The organism is Mesorhizobium sp. WSM4308, from assembly GCF_002294905.1.
Taxonomy (GTDB): domain Bacteria; phylum Pseudomonadota; class Alphaproteobacteria; order Rhizobiales; family Rhizobiaceae; genus Mesorhizobium.
The window spans coordinates 113,598-130,546 of the sequence record NZ_NSFW01000003.1 but is presented as its reverse complement, the minus strand read 5'-3'; the positions used below and the strand labels follow the sequence as shown (position 1 = coordinate 130,546).

Sequence of the window (16,949 nt, the reverse complement as noted above, 5' to 3'; positions counted from 1 at the left end):
CCGTAAAATCCGTTGCAGGCGGATTGGTTTGGTGTAGCATTGAAACGTTCAAGGCGGATCTAACCGCCGTACTCGGGAGGAAGCTGAGATGAACTTTCGCAGGATGATGGCCATAGCGGTGGTTGCGGCCGGAGGAATTTGGGCCGTCGCGGCCCAGGCCGAAGAAACCGTCATGTGGTGGGATTTCCTCGGCGGCGGCGACGGTGTGCGCATGAAGCAGATGATCGCCGACTTCAACACCGCTCACGCCGGCAAGATCAAGATCGACGCCACGACGCTGGAGTGGGGCACGCCCTTCTACGCGAAGGTGCAGACCTCGGCGGCGGTCGGTGAGGCGCCAGACGTCATGACCTACCACGCCAGCCGCATCCCCCTGGCGGTGAGCCAGGACATTCTACAAGAAATCACCGCCGACGACATGAGCAAGATGGGCCTCTCGGCCTCGGACTTCGCCGAGACGACGATGGGCGCCGTGACGGTCGACGGCAAGCAATACGCAGTGCCGCTCGATACCCATCCGATCGTCCTGTATTACAATCGCGCCCTTCTGAAGAAGGCAGGCGTGCTCGGCGACGACGGCCGTCCCATGGGCATGAAAAACAAGGAGGAATTCACCGCGACACTGCAGAAGCTGAAGGATGCCGGCGTCGAGTTCCCGCTGGGCAGCGTCACCGCCGACGGCAACTTCATGTACCGCACCATTTACTCGCTGGTGTGCCAGCAAGGCGGCGAGCTTCTGACGGGCAACGAGTTCCTCGCCGGCGACAACGGCAAGAAGCTGGCGAACGCATTGACAGTCCTGCAAGGGTGGACGAAGGCCGGGCTGCAGTCGACCTACACGGACTATCCCGCGACCGTCGCCCTGTTCACCTCGGGCAAGGCCGCAATGATGATCAACGGCGTCTGGGAAGTTCCCACGATGACCGACCTCGCCAAGCAAGGCAAGCTGTTCGACTGGGGCGCCGTCGAGATCCCGGTGATCTTCGACAAGCCATGCACGTATGCGGACAGCCATTCGTTCGCAATCCCGAAGAACAAGGGCAAGGAGATCGGCCCGGAAAAGCGTGCCGCCGTTCTCGAGGTGATCTCATGGATGGACAAGCACTCGCTGTTCTGGGCCACGGCAGGCCACATCCCGGCATACAAGCCAGTCACCGAGACGGCCGAATACAAGGCAATGCAGCCCAATGCGACCTACTCGACGCTGACGGCCAACATGATCTTCGATCCTAAGTCGCCCAAGGCCGGTGTCGCCGGACCGATCTTCGACATCATGTCCAATTACTTCGTGCCGACCCTCAACGGCGAGATGGACCCGGGCGAGGCGGTGAAATCCATCAAGGAAGAGCTGAACAGCATGTAGGGCTCAAAGGCTGGGACCCCTCCCCAGGGTGGTCCCAGCCATCTCCAAGGAAGAGCCATGCTTCGCAACTCCCGCACTGAACGTCTTGTCGCGCTGGTGCTGATCGCTCCTTTTCTGGCGATCTACCTGCTGGCGTTCGTCTATCCGACGGTCCAGATGTTTCGCATCTCCTTCACCGATGCGCCGCTGATCGGAACGGGGCGGTGGGTCGGTCTCGACAACTACCTGCGGCTTGACAACGACCCGATGTTCCGGCGCGCGCTCTGGAATACCGCCTACTTCGTGGTGATGACGGTCGTCCCCGGGACACTCATCGCCCTGCTGATCGCGCTTGGCGTTTCACGTCTCAAGGGCCGGTTCCAGGCGATCGTGCTGGCGCTGTTCTTCCTGCCCTACATACTGCCGGTGTCCGTCGTCTATCTGATCTGGGACTGGACGCTGAATTTCCAGTTCGGGATCGCGATGCATGTGCTGGACTGGCTGGGAATCCCGCGCGTGCCGGTCTTCAAGTCGCGCGTCTGGTTCTTGCCTGCGGTGGCCGGGGTGACGATCTGGTGGACCGCGGGCTTCTCGATCCTCCTCTTCCTCGCCGGATTGCGGTCCATACCAATGGAGATCTACGAAGCCGCCGCACTCGACAACTCGACGCGATGGACGACCTTCCGGCGTATCACCTGGCCCCTGCTGTGGCCGATCACCTCGCTGGTATTCACCATTCAGCTCATCCTGCAGCTCAAGATCTTCGATCAGGTCTATCTGTTCTCGATAGGCGGCCGGCCGAACGACAATATGGTGCTTGTCTACTACGTCTTCCAGAAGGCCTTCCAGCAGAACCAGGGAGGCAGGGCGGCGGCTGTCGCCGTCACCCTCTTCGTGCTCGTGGTGGTCGTCTCGGTCCTGCAATTCCAACTGCTCCGGTTTGCCGAAAGGCGGCGCCGATGAACGCCATGGCAGCGAAACGCTGGAACGTCTGGGGCGGGATTATCACGGCGCTGACGCTCGTCTGGGCCATCCTGTGGGCGTTCCCGCTCTATTGGGGCGTGATCTCATCGCTCAAACCGGACGACGAGGTCATCCGGCCTTACATCGAACTCTGGCCCGAGACGCCGACGCTGGAGAACTACATTGACGCCCTGACCACCACCCAGATCGGCGCCTGGTACGTCAATTCGGTGGCGGTCGCGGTCGGCGTGACGATCATCACCATCTTCATCTCGATGCTGTGCGGCTACGCGATCTCGCAGTTGCGGTTCCCGGGGCGGATCGCGCTGTGGTATTTGATCCTCGCCTCCTTCATGGTGCCGACTTCGGCGCTGATCATCAATCATTTCGTGCTGGTCGCCAACCTTGGCCTGCTCAACAGCTGGGCCGGGATCATGTTGCCGCAGCTCATCCACCCCGTCATCATCATCGTGTACAAGCAGTTCTTCGACCAGGTTCCGAAGGACTTCCGCGAGGCCGCGGTCATGGACAATGCGTCTGAATTCGGGATCCTCTTCAAGATCTACATGCCGATGAACTGGGGGGTAACGACGGCGCTGTCGATCGTCTGCTTCATCTGGACGTGGAATGCGTTCTTATGGCCGTTCCTCTCGGTGACCCGCACCGAGATGATGACGATCACCGTCGGCATCACGCAGGTCAATGACGCCTTCGGTGTCTACTACGCGCGCCAGCTGTCGGCAGCCGTACTGGCCGGCCTTCCGGTGGCACTGGCCTACCTCTTCTTCCAGCGCCGGGTAACCGAAGCGATAACGCTCTCGGCAGGCATCAAGGGCTAAAGCGCGTCGCGTGGAACCGGATTTAGGCTCGGCAGGTTCAGGCCCCGTCAGCGCCCGCGTGCCAGGCCGATCCGTCCGCGGCGAAGAGATGCAAGGCCGTGGTGTCGAGCTTCAGCCGAACGGCGTCGCCCGGTTTGACGCTCGAAACCCCACGGTCCTGTGCCGTGACCTGCGTCCCATCCGCAAGCCGCGCATAGACCAGCGTTCGCTCGCCAAGGCGCTCGACGACGGTGGCCGTGGCCGATGTTTCACCGCCTTCGGCGACGACAGTCAGCGATTCCGGCCGCACCCCGAGTTCGCGCCAGTCCATGTTGACCTGCGCGCTGGGAAGTTCGACCAGCGATCCGTCGGTCAAGCGCGCATTGAGCCTGTCGCCCGAGCCCGAAACCGTGACAGGCAGAATGTTCATCGCCGGAGACCCGACGAAGGTCGCGACGAATCGCGACGCCGGACGTGCATAGACATCGACGGGTCTGCCCATCTGCTCTATCCGGCAATTGTTGAGGATGACAATGCGGTCGGCGAGCGTCATCGCTTCCACCTGGTCGTGGGTGACGTAGATCATCGTCGACTTCAAACGCTGATGCAGTTCGGCAAGCTCGACGCGCGTGCGGGCTCTAAGCGCCGCGTCCAGATTGGAGAGCGGCTCGTCGAACAGGAATGCCTTGGGCTCCTTGACGATCGCACGCCCGATGGCCACGCGCTGGCGCTGCCCGCCAGAGAGCTGCGACGGCCGCCGCTGAAGCAGCCCTTCGATCTCCAGGATACGCGCAGCCTCAGCGATCCGTTGGCGTATGACATCCGGCGCGACCCGAATGTTCCTCAGCCCAAAGGCCATGTTCTCCGCGACCGTCATATGCGGGTAAAGCGCATAGTTCTGGAAGACCATCGCAACGTTGCGCCTGCCCGGCGCAAGGTTCTCCGAGCGCACCCCGTCGATCGTCAGCGTGCCTTCGTCAATGCTTTCGAGGCCGGCGATCATCCGTAGCAGCGTCGTCTTGCCGGAACCGGACGGACCGAGAAACACGACCAGCTCTCCTGGCTCTATGTCCAAGCTCACGTCGCGGATCACCTCGACTGTGCCAAAGTGCTTTGATACGCCCGAAAGCGCGATTCCGGCCATGCCTGCGATCCTTCTTTCCTACATAATTTCGGATAAATACCCGATGTCAAGGAACTATGGGCGCCGTGTCGATCAGGCGGCCCAAACGCCGCATTGACGTGGCCAGGCATCGGCAGTCTCCTAGGACCCTTGGGTGTTCAACGACTGGTCGAGGAAACGAAAGATGCATCGGCGAGGTTTTCTGGCGGCAGGTCTTGCGACGGTTCTTGTGAGCAAGCGTGCCGTCGCGCAGATGAAGATGGACGACATGCCCGGCATGGATATGGGCGGTCACTCAGGCCACGACATGGCCGCCGTGCCGCAAGGCACGGTGGTTCTGCCCGAGGGCGAGGCGCTGCGCGAATTACCCCTGCTGGCGAACCAAGCCAGCAGGCCGGGCCTGTTCAAGGCGACGCTGACGGCCGGGTCCGCCACGGCACGTTTTGCGGAGGGATTGGACACGCCGATCCTCGCTTACAACGGCACCAGCCCCGGACCGCTGATCGAGGCAGTCGAGGGCGACCGCGTCGAGATCACCTTCGCCAACCGGATCGCGAACGAGGCAAGCACCATTCATTGGCACGGCATGCCGGTGCCGGCCGATCAGGACGGCAACCCGATGGACCCGGTCGTCGCCGGCACCGACCGCACCTACAGTTTCGATCTGCCGGAAGGCAGCGCCGGGTCCTATTGGTATCACCCGCATCCGCACGGCAAGACCGCCGAGCAGGTCTACCGCGGCCTTGCCGGCGCGTTCGTGGTCAAGCCGAAGGCCGATCCGATCCCGGCCGCCTATGGCGATACCGTGCTGGTGTTCACCGACCTGCGCCTTGCGGCCGATGGCAGCTTGCCCGACAACACGATGACGGACCTGATGAACGGGCGCGTCGGCGACCATGTGCTGGTCAACGGCCAGAAGAATCCCACACTGACGGTGCCCTTTGGTGCGAAGCGGCGCTTCCGGCTTTACAATGCGACCAACGCGCGCTTTCTGCGGCTCTCCTTTGACGGCGCGGCGATGACAATCATCGGAACCGACGGCGGTCTGCTGGAGACCCCGGTCGCGGCCGGCGACATCCTGCTCAGCCCGGCGGAACGGCTCGAACTGGTCGTCTCTTTCAACAAGCCCGGCGCGGCCGCGCTTACCACGCAAGATTATGACCGCGGCTGGATGGGTCCCGGGCGACCAGCCGATGCCGGACTGACGTTGCTGACGGTCAATGTCTCGCAGACCGAGGCGGACCCAGTTCCGCCACTTCCCGACAGGCTGCGGCCGATCGCGCAACTCGGCGCTCCGGCTGTCAGCCGCCGGTTCGTCTTCACCGAAACCATGGCCATGAACGCCAGCGGCATGGAGATGGGCTTCCTGATCAACGGCGCCGCTTTCGACATGAAGCGCATCGACGTCGTCGCCAAGGCCGGTCAGGTCGAACTCTGGGAGATCGTCAATGAGGCGGACATGGATCATCCATTCCATGTGCATGGGACGCAGTTCCAGGTGATCGAACACGAACGCGGCGGTAACGTATCAAAGCCGGCCTATCGCGCCTGGAAAGACACCGTCAATGTCGCGCGCGGGGAGACGGTAAGGCTGCTGCTGCGGCAGGACCGGCCGGGGCCGAGGATGTATCACTGCCATATCCTCGAGCATGAGCAGCTCGGCATGATGGGCGTAGTCGACGTGCAGGCATAGTCCGGCGTGGCGGCGCTCTATGGCGCACTGTTCCTCAGCGCCTTCCTCGCCGCAACCGTCCTGCCGGTTTCGTCGGAGGCGGTGCTCGCCGGCCTTGTCGTCTCGGGCCGCGGTGACCCCTGGCTGCTCCTTATGGTGGCAACGATCGGCAACACGCTCGGCTCCGTGTTGAACTGGGTTCTGGGGCGTGGCATTGACGGGCTGCGCAACAGGCGCTGGTTTCCGGTCACCGCCGATCGCTACGAGCAGGCGTGTCGAACGTTCCGGCGCTTTGGCGAATGGACACTGTTGTTTGCCTGGCTGCCGGTTGTCGGAGATGCTCTCACCCTTGCCGCGGGCGCTGCGCGTACGAACCTCGGTGTGTTCGTCGCTCTTGTCGCGACAGGCAAGGCTGCACGCTATGCAGTGATCGTCGCGGGAGGGTTGTGGGCGACGGCGTGAGCCATCTCCACATCATCGACCGCAAGCAGCATTGTCATCCGCGCGAGGCCTTTTTCGGCCGGCCGAAGACCATGCTTCGCATGACGCCATCGCGCAACAGCCCCAAATGCACCGTGGCAGCCAGGACGTGAATGCCGACAAGTCCAAGCATTATCCAGACCAGCTTCTGATGCACGAACGCGAAACCCCTTGCCGACAGCGCGCCAACCGATGGTGCCAGCGGCACGGGCAAGGTTCCAAAAAGCCGTGCGGGGGGCATGAAAGGCATTGGCCGGTAGCCCAGCCATCCCGTTATCAGGACGGCGAGGATGGTGACGTAGAGTAACATGTGGAAGAAAGCCGTCGCGAACCGCACGAACCGTGAGGTTGGCCTGGCCGGGGCCTGGGTGAAGCTGCGCCAGCAAAGCCTGAGGACGATGATGGCCAGGATCGTCGCGCCGATCGACATGTGAAGCGGCAGCCAGTTCATCATCGCCATGCCCGGCCCCCGCATCGGCCCGAAGGCAATGGCGATTTGCGCCGCGAGCGCCGCCACGGTCAGCCAGTGCAGTAGACGAATGCCGAAATGCCAATGCAAGCGAGGTTTCCCGCTCACCTTCGCGGTCCGACATCTATCAAGGGGGCGCATGAGGGCGTGATGTCTTCGTCCTCTTCAACGGACCTGATTTCGCAAAGAGGTACAGTACTTCTTCGCCAAGCACTTGAAAATGCATGGTGATCCCGACAGGAATCGAACCTGTGACCTACAGATTAGGAATCTGCCGCTCTATCCTACTGAGCTACGGGACCACGCGGCCCGACACATAACCGCTTCGGACCGTTTCGCCAAGAGGCCGGCCGCATGCAATCGGCCGGCCTCTTGTGCAGTGCTCATCACGCGGCCAGCGCGGTTTCCGCCAGCTTCACCCAGTAGCTCATGCCGTGCGGGATGGCCTCGTCGTTGAAATCATAGGCCGGGTTGTGAAGACCGGCGGTGTCGCCATTGCCGATGAAGATGAAGGCGCCGGGGCGGGCTTCCAGCATGTAGGAGAAATCCTCGCCGCCCATCACCGGCTGGATGCCGCGGTGGACATGGGCGTCGCCGGCGACATCGGCCGCTATATCGCTGGCAAACACCGTCTCATCGGCATGGTTGAAGGTCACGGGGTAGTTTGCCTGGTAGTCGATCTCGATCTTGGCGCCGAAAGCGGTCGCCAGGCCGTCACAGATGGTGCGGATGCGCTCTTCGGATTTCTTGGCGATCTCCTTGCGCAAGGTGCGCACGGTGCCGGCGATCTCCGCCGATTCCGGGATGATGTTGTAGGCGTCGCCGGCATGGAACTTGGTCACCGACACCACCACGGCCTCGACCGGATCGGTGCTGCGCGAGGCGATCGTCTGCAGCGCGCCGACCAGCTGGCTGGTGATGACGATCGGGTCGATCGTGCCGTGCGGCATCGCGGCGTGACCGCCCTTGCCTTTCACGGTGATGGTGAATTCGGCCGTCGCCGCCATGATGGGGCCAGGACGGATGGCGAACTGGCCGACGGGCAGGCCCGGCATGTTGTGCATTCCGAACACCTTGGAGATGTCGAATCGCTCCATCATGCCGTCCTTGACCATCTCGTTGCCGCCGCCGCCGCCTTCTTCCGCCGGCTGGAAGATCACCGCCACGGAGCCGGCGAAGTTGCGCGTCTCGGCGAGGTATTTCGCGGCACCCAAAAGCATCGCCGTGTGGCCGTCATGGCCGCAGGCGTGCATCTTGCCGGGAACGGTCGAGGCATAGGGCTTGCCGGTGATTTCGTTGAGCGGCAGCGCATCCATGTCGGCGCGCAGGCCGATGGTGGCGCCTTCGCCTTGGCGGCCGCGTATGATGCCGACGACGCCGGTCTTGCCGAGACCGCTGACCACATCGTCGCAGCCGAACTCTTTCAGCTTTTCGGTGACGAAAGCCGCCGTCTTGAAGACATCGAAGTTCAGCTCCGGCGTCTGGTGCAGATGCCGGCGCCAGCCGGCGACTTCGTCCTGCATTTCAGCGGCGCGGTTCAGGATTGGCATGATGGTTCCATTCGTTGTTGGAGCAGCCGGCTTCAGCCTGGTCTTCTGCAATTGTGCCCGGGGTTTTGCAATTGTGCCGGGGCTTTGGAATTGTGATTGTCAGGCACTTTGCCATGTTGGCGTCACATAGGGTAAATAGCACCGCACCGATGTGGTCCGTTTTTGAGGGTCGGACTCATTGTGCTGGCGGTCGCGTAACGAAATCTTACGGAGCCAGGGGCAATCAGGGCAAGAGGCGATTTCGGATTAGATCATGCGGCACAGGCATTTCCTCAAACTATTCTCGGCTGGCGCGATCATGCTGTCGGTCCTGGCCGGACCGGCGCTGGCCAATCCGGTGGTTGTCTTCGATTTGAAGAACGGCCAGATCCTGCAGCACCAGGATGCCTTCAAACGCTGGTATCCGGCCTCGCTGAGCAAGCTGATGACCGCCTATGTGACCTTCCGGGCGATCGCGGCCGGCGAGGTCCAGCTCGATTCGCCGATCAAGGTGACCAAGCACTCGGCCGGTGAGCCGCCAAGCAAGATGGGTTTCAAGCCGGGCTCGGTGATGCGGCTCGACAATGCGCTGAAGATGATGCTGGTCAAATCGGCCAATGACATCGCCATGGCTGTCGGCGAGAATGTCGGCGGCTCGCAGGCCGCCTTCGCCGAAAGGATGAATGCTGAAGCCGCACGGCTCGGCATGAACGGCACCCATTTCGTCAATCCGAACGGCCTCTATTCGCCCGACCAGTACACGACGGCGCGCGACCTCGCCGTGCTGGTGATGGCGATCCGCCGCGAGTTCCCGCAATATGCGCCGTGGTTCTCGATCGAAGGTCTTGCGGTCGGCAAGAAGGCCATTTCGAACTACAATCTGCTGATCGGCCGCTATCCCGGCGCCGACGGCATGAAGACGGGCTTCGTCTGCCCTTCCGGCTTCAACATGATCGGTTCGGCGACGCGCAACGGCCGCACGCTGGTCGCGGTTGTGCTGGGCGAGAAGTCGGCGGTCAGCCGCGCCGAAACCGCGGCAAAACTGCTCGACCAGGGATTTGACACGCCCACGACCGGTTCGGCCACCGTCGCCACGCTGGCGCCCTATGGCGACACGGTTTCGCCCAACGACATGCATGACGAGGTCTGCAAGAAGAAGACGAAGGAGGAGCAGTCCGAGGCGCCGCCGGCGGCCGCTGCCAAGGACGCGCCGAAATCGCCCTATCAGGAAAAGCTCGACCATGTGCCGACGCTGGTCGCCGTCGGCCTCGGCGGCGCCACCGGCCCGGCGCCGAAGGCGATGCTCGACCAGGGCGGCCAGGAATATGCCGACGTGCCGATCCCGAGCTGGCGGCCCGATCGGCCGGCGCCGACCGGCTCCGGTCCGGCCGTTGCCGGTTCCGCCGCGCAGGGCGACCAGCCGGTCAAGGTCGCGAACTAGAGCATGATCCCGAACAGTGGAATCCGGTTTTCGGAAAAGATCATGCTCAAACAAAGAGACAGAGCCTAATGAATGGGTTTCCGATCCCCGTCTCGGTGCTGACCGGCTTCCTCGGCGCCGGCAAGACGACACTGCTCAACCGGCTGCTGAAGGACCCGGCGCTGGCCGACACCGCGGTCATCATCAACGAGTATGGCGAGGTGGCGATCGACCATTTGCTGGTCGAGCAGGCTTCCGACGGGATCATCCAGCTTTCCGACGGCTGCCTGTGCTGCACCGTGCGCGGCGAACTGGTCGATACGCTGGCCGATTTGGTCGACCGGCTGCAGACCGGCCGTATCGCCCGGCTTGCCCGCGTCATCGTCGAGACCACGGGGCTGGCCGACCCGGCGCCGGCGCTGCAGTCGATCATGGCGCATCCGGCGCTCGTCCAGGCTTTCCGGCTCGACGGTGTCATCACCCTGGTCGACGCGGTCAATGGCAATGCCACGCTCGACGCCCATGTCGAGGCGGTCAAGCAGGTCGCCGTCGCCGACCGCATCGTGCTGAGCAAGCCCGACCTGGTGACCGATGCCGGCGATCTCGACACGCTGCGGGCGCGCCTGCGGCAGATCAATCCGGGTGCCGAACTGCTTGATGCCGGCCATTCAACGACCGGCGTGGCGGCGCTGTTTGATTGCGGCCTCTACAATCCCGCCACCAAATCCGCCGATGTGCGCCGCTGGCTCGGCGAGGAAGCGGCGCATGACCACGACCATCACCACGATGGTCATGACCATGATCACAGTCATGGGCATGGCCATCGCCACGATTCCCGCGTGCGCTCCTATTCGCTTGTCCATGACGGTCCGGTGCCGTTTTCAGCGATAGAAATGTTCCTCGACCTGCTGCGTTCGACGCATGGCGAGAAGCTGCTGCGCATGAAGGGCGTGATCGAACTCAGCGAAGATCCGTCACGCCCGCTGGTCATCCACGGCGTGCAGAAGATCCTGCATCCGCAGGCAAGGTTGCCCGCCTGGCCGAACGGCCAGCGCGGCGCGCGGCTGGTGCTGATCACGCTCGACATGCCGGAAGACTATGTGCGCAGGCTGTTCGCCGCCTTCACCAACCGGCCGTCGATCGACACGCCCGACCGCGCGGCGCTGGAGAACAATCCGCTGGCGATCGCCGGAAGATAGCGCTTCACACTGAAATTCAGATGGTCCCGCCGCGCTCGACCAGGAACCGATGGCCGCCTGATACTGCGGCTGTTTCAATCAGCTGGTGGCCGGCATCCGAGCAAAAGGCGGGAATATCGATGACGGCGAGCGGGTCGGTGGTCTCGAGCCAGAGCCGGCTGCCCGGCTGCATTCCCGCCAGCCGCTTCTTTGCCTTCAGTACCGGCAAAGGGCAGTTCAGCCCTTTCAGGTCGTAGACAGCGGTCCCCCCGGCCAAGACCAAGCTCAGCCGCCGAACATGCCGAGCAGCTTGTTCTTCAGCTTGGTCACCCGGCTCTCATCGGCGCTCGCTGCCTGCGTTTCGGCTTCCGGCGCGGCCTCCGTCGGGGCGGCTATGGTGGCGGTGGCGACCGGGGCTTCCTTGGCGGCCTTGGCCGCTTCCTTTGCCGCCACGGCTTGCGCCTTGGCCGCTTCCTTTTCGGCCAGCGCCTGTGCCTTTGCGGCCTCCTTGGCTTGCTTGGCGGCCTCTATGGCGGCCAGCCTCTGCTCCTCGGCCTTCTGCTTGGCGGCCTTTTCGGCGTCGAGTGCCGCCATCTTGCGACCGGCCGGCGAATCGATGCGGCCCATGCGCGCCGTTTCGGTCACCGTGCCGTCATTGTTGAGCGAAGGCGGATCGATCGGCACGCGCTCGCCGCGCGCCCGGCGCTTCGACCAGTCGGAGACGATGCTGGCTTCCTTGATGCCGGCGATGGTCGGCTTCGGTGGCGGCACGCTTGCCTTGAGCGCGCTGTTGAAGGCCGCGTCATAGGTGCTCTGATAGGCGTTGTAGGCGCTCTTCAGCGAATCCGGCTGGGTGGTTGCCGGGCATGGTCCGGTCGGATCGAATGTCTGGCCATCGGCGGCGACCTGGTTGAAGACGTAGCGCTTCTCGCAGACATCGACCTTCGGCGGCACCTTGGTGACCTCGAAATTGTCGTAGCCGACCTTCAGCATCTTCCAGAACTCGTAGTTCGGGTCGCTGCGATAGCGGGCCATGTTGGCGGCGGTCATGCGGAATGGGAAGGCCTGAACCTGGAACTCGGTCTGGCCGCCCTGGAAAGCGTCGCGGCCGAAGGCATAGATCTGCTCGATCTGCGCGTCGGTCATCGAATAGCAACCCGAGGATGAACAGGCGCCATGCACCATCAGGTTCTGGCCGGTACGGCCGTTGGCGCGGTCATAGGCGTTGGGAAAGCCGATGTTGAAGGACAGATGGTAGTTGGAGCGCGGATTCATCTGCGACGGGCGGACCGTGTAGAAGCCTTCAGGCGCCTGGCGGTCGCCTTCGGTGTATTTGGGACCGAGCTTGCCCGACCATTTGCAGATGTCGTAGCTCGCCACCATGTCGTAGCGGCCATTGGTCTTGGCCTTCCAGATCTCGAGCTTGCCCTCTTCCTTGAAGATGCGCGCCATCACCGAGGAGGTGCGCACCATGCCCTTGGCCTTCATGTCGGCAAGGATCTTGTCCGGCAGCGGCTTGTTGGCTTCCGGGGCAAAGTCCTTCATCGACGAATCATTGCAGCCGGCGATGGCTATCGAGGCGGCGAGGACTCCGGTGCGGGCGAGCTTGGCAAACATGGATACGGCTATGTCTTTTCCCTCGGGCCAGGCTGCGAAACTGCCGAGCCCATATGCTGAACACCGACGGACCGTAAGCCCGTTAACCTTGAAAATTCCTTACCGCAAGCGTCGACCAACCCCTCACGGCAATTTCATTGACCCGAATCCGGCGGCATTTTTGTGGCGAAATTGCACATTGCCGCCACATTGCCGCGCGCGCGGGGCTTCCAATGGCCTTGTCCGCTGGCGGATGCCGTCAGAGGCTGCGGCCCATCGCCAGATATTTCTCGCGGCGCTGTTCGCGGAAATCGGTGTTGGCGCCAGCAAATTCCTTCATCGTCCTGGCAATGAGGTCGCCGGTCGCGGCAATCACCGTTTCGGGCGCGCGCTGGGCGCCGCCCATCGGCTCGGGGATGATGGCGTCGATGATCTTCAGTTCCAGAAGATCCTGCGCGGTGATCTTCATGTTGGTCGCCGCGTCCTTGGAGCGCGTGGTGTCGCGCCAAAGGATCGAGGCCGCCCCTTCCGGCGAAATCACCGAATAAATGGCGTGTTCGAGCATGTAGACGCGGTTGGCGGTGGCGATGGCGATGGCGCCGCCCGAACCGCCTTCGCCGATCACCACCGAGATCGACGGCACCTTCAGCGCAAGGCAGGCCGAGGTCGAGCGGGCAATGGCTTCGGCCTGGCCACGCTCCTCGGCTCCGACGCCGGGATAGGCGCCTGCCGTGTCGACCAGCGTCAACAGAGGGATCTTGAAGCGGTCGGCCAGTTCCATCAGCCGCACCGCCTTGCGGTAGCCTTCCGGGCGCACCGAACCGAAATTGTGCCTCAGGCGGCTGGTCGTGTCCGAGCCCTTCTCCTGGCCGATGATCGCGACAGGCTCGCCGCGAAAGCGGGCAAAACCGCCAACGATCGCCTGGTCCTCGCCGAAATTGCGGTCGCCGGCGAGCGGCGTGAAGTCGCTGAACAGGCCCTTGATGTAGTCGACGCAATGCGGCCTGTCGGAATGGCGGGCCACCTGCACTTTCTGCCAGGGCGTCAGCGCCTTGTAGAGATCGCGCAGCGCGTCGCGCGAACGCTTCTCCAGCCGGGTGATCTCATCGGCGACATCGACCGCTTCGCCATTCTCGGCAAGCTTCTTGAGCTCGAGGATCTTGAGCTCGAGATCCTGCACCGGCTTTTCGAAATCGAGGTAATTGTACATGCTTGAGCGGACCGATACGTCGGAAGGCAAGGACTGCGGAACCCTTGAAACCAAGGCCCCCGGCGGTGAAATGTCGTCCTCACATAGCGATATGAGGCCTAGTCGGCAAGCGGATGATGATCGTTGACCAGCCGCACCAGCCGCTCCTCCAGCACATGGGTGTAAATCTGTGTCGTCGATATGTCGGCATGGCCGAGCAGCTGCTGCACCGCCCTGAGATCGGCACCGTTCTGCAGGAGATGGCTGGCGAAAGCATGGCGCAGCATATGCGGCGATATCTTCGCCGAGGCGATGCCCGCCCGCGCCGCCAGCCCTTTCAGATCGCGGGCAAAGACCTGGCGCGAGAGGTAGCCGCTGTCGGACGCTGCCGGAAACAGGAACGGGCTTTCGGCGAAAGCGGCCACGCCGGCCCGGGCGGCAAGCCAGGCGCGCATCGCCACCCGCGCCTTGGCCGACAGCGGCACCATGCGTTCCTTGTCGCCCTTGCCGCGCACCATGAAGAAACGGTCGTCGCGCTGCGCCACCGTCACCGGCAGGCCGACGAGCTCGGAAACGCGCAGGCCGGTGGCGTAGAGCACCTCGACCAGCGCATGCAGGCGCAGCGCGGCCAGCCTGTCACTGTAGCCGAGCCCGGCGTCGCCGGCTTCCACCGCGGCGCGGTCGATCAGCCGGCCGGTCTCGGCCTCGCTCATCGTCTTGGGCAGCGGACGGCCTTTTTTCGGGCTGTCCAGCGTGCCGGTCGGGTCGTCGATGCGCAGGCCCTCGGCGTAGAGGAATTTGAAGAACTGGCGTATCGCCGACAGTTTGCGCGCCTGCGACGTCGGCGCGAAGCCGCGCGCCGCGATATCGTCGAGATAGGCACGGATATCGGCGGCGGCAGCACCGGCAAGCCCGCCATCGATCCCGCTCGAAGCGTCTTCGAGGTCACGTCGGTAGGAGGACAGCGTGTTTTCGGCGGCGCCGCGCTCGGCGCTCATCATTTCCAGGAAGGCCTCGATGCGGGCGGCGCTGTTCATCCTCGGGGATCAGCTTTTCTTCTGTCAGTTTTTCTTGGGGCTCAGCTTTTCCGGCGGGATGCGTACGCTCATCTCCGCTTTTTTGGGCTCGACGAACATTACCAATGCGAACATCGTACCATAGGCAATGCCGGCCAGAATCGCGAGGATCACGACAAAGCGAAACAGTGTCGGCATCAATTTTCGCCCGTCTTCTTGTTCTGCGTTTCCAAACCCTGTGCCCTTATGGGACGCCAATCCGACCAATTCAAGGAAGAAGCGGAGGCCTGTCGGCAACTTCTGATGCAGGCATCCTCCGCCCGATATAAGCTTGCCTATACTCGGCACGCTTGACGCAAACCGGCTTTTCATGTCGATACGCCGGCAAAGAGGGCCCAAGAAACAACTGATGAACGCGCACCAGGCAAATCCTCCAGGCGAGAGCCACGCCGCGCTGCTTGGCCGGCTGGGCAGCCGGTCCATCGTCTTTGTCGGCCTGATGGGCGCCGGCAAGACGGCGATCGGGCGCAAGGTGGCGACGATGCTTTCGCTGCCTTTCATCGACAGCGACCAGGAGATCGAAAGCGTCTCGCGCATGACCGTGCCGGAGCTGTTCGAACGCTATGGCGAGACCGAGTTCAGGGCCCTGGAACAGCGCGTCATCCTGCGCGTGCTTGAGAATGGCCCGCAGGTGCTTTCGACCGGCGGCGGCGCCTTCATGAACGCGCAGACGCGCGAGGCCATCGCCGGCCATGGCGTGTCGGTGTGGCTGAAGGCCGAACTCGATCTTCTTATGGACCGGGTGTCGAAGAAGCAGAACCGGCCGCTGTTGAAAAGCGCTGATCCCCGCGCCGTGCTGGAGCGGCTGATGGGCGAGCGCTATCCGGTCTACGCGACATCAGATGTCACCGTGCCGACCCGCGACGACCGCAAGGAGGTCATCGCCGCGGAGGTGCTGAACGCGCTGTGCCGGCATTTCGGCATCGATGAAATTGCAGCGACGGGCGAGATCGAATCGTGAGCGTGGACCAGCCAGTCACCGTCGAAGTCGGCCTTGGCGACCGCGCCTACGACATATTGATCGGCTCCGGCCTTCTGTCGCGCGCCGGCGAGGAGATTGCGCGCCGGCTGCCGGGTACGCGTGCGGCTGTCGTCACCGACGAGAATGTCGCCGCCGCGCATCTCGATACGCTGAAGGCAGGGCTCGAGAAGGGTGGTATCCAGCCCACCGTCATCACGATGCCGCCTGGCGAGAAGACCAAGAGCTTTGCCCATCTCGAAGAGGTGGTCGACGGCGTTCTGGCCGCCAGGCTGGAGCGTGGCGACGTCGTCGTAGCGCTGGGCGGCGGCGTCATCGGCGATCTCACCGGTTTTGCCGCCGGCATCGTGCGGCGCGGTATGAATTTCGTGCAGATCCCGACCTCGCTGCTGGCGCAGGTCGATTCCTCTGTCGGCGGCAAGACCGGCATCAACAGCCCGCGCGGCAAGAACCTTGTCGGCGTCTTCCTGCAGCCGAAACTGGTGCTGGCCGACACGGAAGTGCTCGACACGCTGCCGATCCGCGAATTCCGCGCCGGCTACGCCGAACTCGCAAAGTACGGGCTGATCGACCGGCCGGAACTTTTCGCCTGGCTTGAGGCGAACTGGCAAAAAGTGTTCGCCGGCGGGCCGGAGCGGGCGCAGGCGATTGCCGAAGCCTGCCGTGCCAAGGCCGATGTCGTGGCCCGCGACGAATTCGAGACCGGCGACCGGGCGCTGCTCAATCTCGGCCACACATTCGGCCATGCGCTCGAAGCCGCCACGCAGTATGACGGCGCCCGGCTCGTCCATGGCGAGGGGGTCGCCATCGGCATGGCGCTGGCGCATCGCTTCTCCTCGCGGCTCAATCTGGCGAGTCCCGACGACGCGGCACGCGTCGAGACGCATCTGCGCGCGGTCGGTCTGCCGTGGCGGATGGCCGATATTCCGGGTGAATTGCCCGATGCCGAGGCGCTGCTTTCCTTCATCACCCAGGACAAGAAGGTGTCGCGCGGCGCGCTGACCTTCATCCTGACGCGCGGCATCGGCCAGGCTTTTATCGCCAAGGACGTTCCGGCTTCGGAAGTGCTGTCGTTCCTGCGGGAAAACCACCCAGCCAGCCGGAAAGCCGGCTGA

Annotated in this window: 17 protein-coding genes and 1 tRNA gene; 9 read left to right on the top strand and 9 right to left on the bottom strand. The window is 63.4% G+C overall.

Features of this window, described 5'->3' with window-relative positions:
- Positions 1-88 precede the first annotated feature (88 nt).
- The 3 genes from CK227_RS06390 to CK227_RS06380 are packed head-to-tail and all read left to right on the top strand — an operon-like array spanning position 89 to position 3,144.
- Complete coding sequence (locus tag CK227_RS06390) at positions 89-1,363, top strand: extracellular solute-binding protein (RefSeq protein ID WP_095772223.1); 1,275 nt, start codon at positions 89-91, stop codon at positions 1,361-1,363.
- Positions 1,364-1,420: 57 nt separating this feature from the next.
- Positions 1,421-2,305, top strand: coding sequence for a sugar ABC transporter permease (locus CK227_RS06385; protein WP_095772224.1), 885 nt, complete (start codon positions 1,421-1,423; stop codon positions 2,303-2,305).
- Positions 2,302-3,144: a carbohydrate ABC transporter permease gene (locus CK227_RS06380; protein ID WP_095772225.1), complete on the top strand. Its 843-nt coding sequence runs from the start codon at positions 2,302-2,304 to the stop codon at positions 3,142-3,144. The genes CK227_RS06385 and CK227_RS06380 overlap by 4 nt, the downstream gene beginning before the upstream one ends.
- Positions 3,145-3,181: 37 nt before the next feature.
- Here CK227_RS06380 and ugpC read toward each other — a convergent pair whose 3' ends face one another.
- Positions 3,182-4,267: a sn-glycerol-3-phosphate ABC transporter ATP-binding protein UgpC gene (gene ugpC, locus CK227_RS06375; RefSeq protein WP_095772226.1), complete on the bottom strand. Its 1,086-nt coding sequence runs from the start codon at positions 4,265-4,267 to the stop codon at positions 3,182-3,184.
- A 163-nt stretch (positions 4,268-4,430) separates the two neighbouring features.
- On the opposite strand from ugpC, the gene CK227_RS06370 reads away from it, so the two are divergent.
- On the top strand, positions 4,431-5,939 hold the full coding sequence (locus CK227_RS06370) for a multicopper oxidase family protein (RefSeq protein WP_095772227.1): 1,509 nt from the start codon (positions 4,431-4,433) through the stop codon (positions 5,937-5,939).
- 6 nt (positions 5,940-5,945) lie between these two features.
- Positions 5,946-6,380: a YqaA family protein gene (locus tag CK227_RS06365; RefSeq protein ID WP_095772228.1), complete on the top strand. Its 435-nt coding sequence runs from the start codon at positions 5,946-5,948 to the stop codon at positions 6,378-6,380.
- 34 nt (positions 6,381-6,414) lie between these two features.
- Here the strand turns inward: CK227_RS06365 and CK227_RS06360 are convergent, their stop codons facing one another.
- The 3 genes from CK227_RS06360 to CK227_RS06350 form a co-directional block, all read right to left on the bottom strand.
- Positions 6,415-6,957, bottom strand: coding sequence for a cytochrome b (locus CK227_RS06360; protein ID WP_245318092.1), 543 nt, complete (start codon positions 6,955-6,957; stop codon positions 6,415-6,417).
- Positions 6,958-7,092: 135 nt separating this feature from the next.
- Positions 7,093-7,169, bottom strand: a tRNA-Arg gene (locus tag CK227_RS06355).
- Between the two features lie 84 nt (positions 7,170-7,253).
- Positions 7,254-8,417 carry a M20 aminoacylase family protein gene (locus CK227_RS06350; protein WP_095772362.1) on the bottom strand — a complete coding sequence of 388 codons (1,164 nt, stop codon included), beginning with the start codon at positions 8,415-8,417 and terminating at the stop codon, positions 7,254-7,256.
- Positions 8,418-8,670: 253 nt separating this feature from the next.
- Between CK227_RS06350 and CK227_RS06345 the strand changes: the two genes are divergently transcribed.
- Together CK227_RS06345 and CK227_RS06340 are read left to right on the top strand one after the other, a co-directional pair.
- Positions 8,671-9,837 (top strand): D-alanyl-D-alanine carboxypeptidase family protein, encoded by a 1,167-nt coding sequence (locus CK227_RS06345; RefSeq protein ID WP_095772230.1) that lies wholly within the window; start codon positions 8,671-8,673, stop codon positions 9,835-9,837.
- 68 nt (positions 9,838-9,905) lie between these two features.
- On the top strand, positions 9,906-11,015 hold the full coding sequence (locus CK227_RS06340) for a GTP-binding protein (RefSeq protein WP_095772231.1): 1,110 nt from the start codon (positions 9,906-9,908) through the stop codon (positions 11,013-11,015).
- Between the two features lie 16 nt (positions 11,016-11,031).
- Here CK227_RS06340 and CK227_RS06335 read toward each other — a convergent pair whose 3' ends face one another.
- The 5 genes from CK227_RS06335 to CK227_RS06315 all read right to left on the bottom strand — a co-directional run bounded on the left by CK227_RS06335 (position 11,032) and on the right by CK227_RS06315 (position 14,993).
- Entirely contained in the window at positions 11,032-11,271 is a 240-nt protein-coding gene (locus CK227_RS06335; protein ID WP_179295879.1) for a sulfurtransferase TusA family protein, read from the bottom strand.
- Positions 11,272-11,279: 8 nt separating this feature from the next.
- Positions 11,280-12,611: a murein L,D-transpeptidase family protein gene (locus tag CK227_RS06330; RefSeq protein WP_095772233.1), complete on the bottom strand. Its 1,332-nt coding sequence runs from the start codon at positions 12,609-12,611 to the stop codon at positions 11,280-11,282.
- A gap of 238 nt (positions 12,612-12,849) precedes the next feature.
- Positions 12,850-13,800 (bottom strand): acetyl-CoA carboxylase carboxyltransferase subunit alpha, encoded by a 951-nt coding sequence (locus CK227_RS06325; RefSeq protein ID WP_095772234.1) that lies wholly within the window; start codon positions 13,798-13,800, stop codon positions 12,850-12,852.
- 98 nt (positions 13,801-13,898) lie between these two features.
- A complete protein-coding gene (locus CK227_RS06320; RefSeq protein ID WP_095772235.1) occupies positions 13,899-14,816 on the bottom strand; it encodes a site-specific tyrosine recombinase XerD in 918 nt (305 codons plus the stop codon).
- Between the two features lie 24 nt (positions 14,817-14,840).
- A complete protein-coding gene (locus CK227_RS06315; protein ID WP_095772236.1) occupies positions 14,841-14,993 on the bottom strand; it encodes a histidine kinase in 153 nt (50 codons plus the stop codon).
- A gap of 211 nt (positions 14,994-15,204) precedes the next feature.
- On the opposite strand from CK227_RS06315, the gene CK227_RS06310 reads away from it, so the two are divergent.
- Together CK227_RS06310 and aroB are read left to right on the top strand one after the other, a co-directional pair.
- The gene (locus CK227_RS06310; RefSeq protein WP_095772363.1) at positions 15,205-15,816 is read left to right on the top strand and encodes a shikimate kinase; all 612 of its coding nucleotides are present in this window, start codon (positions 15,205-15,207) and stop codon (positions 15,814-15,816) included.
- Positions 15,813-16,949, top strand: a complete 1,137-nt coding sequence (gene aroB, locus CK227_RS06305) for a 3-dehydroquinate synthase (protein ID WP_095772237.1) — start codon at positions 15,813-15,815, stop codon at positions 16,947-16,949. Before CK227_RS06310 ends, aroB begins: the two co-directional genes overlap by 4 nt.

Coding starts and splice junctions, on each gene's coding strand:
- CK227_RS06390 (WP_095772223.1), top strand. CDS start 89: ATGAACTTTCGCAGGATGATGGCCATAGCGGTGGTTGCGGCCGGAGGA.
- CK227_RS06310 (WP_095772363.1), top strand. CDS start 15,205: ATGAACGCGCACCAGGCAAATCCTCCAGGCGAGAGCCACGCCGCGCTG.
- CK227_RS06320 (WP_095772235.1), bottom strand. CDS start 14,816: ATGAACAGCGCCGCCCGCATCGAGGCCTTCCTGGAAATGATGAGCGCC.
- CK227_RS06350 (WP_095772362.1), bottom strand. CDS start 8,417: ATGCCAATCCTGAACCGCGCCGCTGAAATGCAGGACGAAGTCGCCGGC.
- CK227_RS06315 (WP_095772236.1), bottom strand. CDS start 14,993: ATGCCGACACTGTTTCGCTTTGTCGTGATCCTCGCGATTCTGGCCGGC.
- CK227_RS06370 (WP_095772227.1), top strand. CDS start 4,431: ATGCATCGGCGAGGTTTTCTGGCGGCAGGTCTTGCGACGGTTCTTGTG.
- CK227_RS06340 (WP_095772231.1), top strand. CDS start 9,906: ATGAATGGGTTTCCGATCCCCGTCTCGGTGCTGACCGGCTTCCTCGGC.
- CK227_RS06345 (WP_095772230.1), top strand. CDS start 8,671: ATGCGGCACAGGCATTTCCTCAAACTATTCTCGGCTGGCGCGATCATG.
- CK227_RS06385 (WP_095772224.1), top strand. CDS start 1,421: ATGCTTCGCAACTCCCGCACTGAACGTCTTGTCGCGCTGGTGCTGATC.
- CK227_RS06330 (WP_095772233.1), bottom strand. CDS start 12,611: ATGTTTGCCAAGCTCGCCCGCACCGGAGTCCTCGCCGCCTCGATAGCC.
- ugpC (WP_095772226.1), bottom strand. CDS start 4,267: ATGGCCGGAATCGCGCTTTCGGGCGTATCAAAGCACTTTGGCACAGTC.
- CK227_RS06380 (WP_095772225.1), top strand. CDS start 2,302: ATGAACGCCATGGCAGCGAAACGCTGGAACGTCTGGGGCGGGATTATC.
- CK227_RS06325 (WP_095772234.1), bottom strand. CDS start 13,800: ATGTACAATTACCTCGATTTCGAAAAGCCGGTGCAGGATCTCGAGCTC.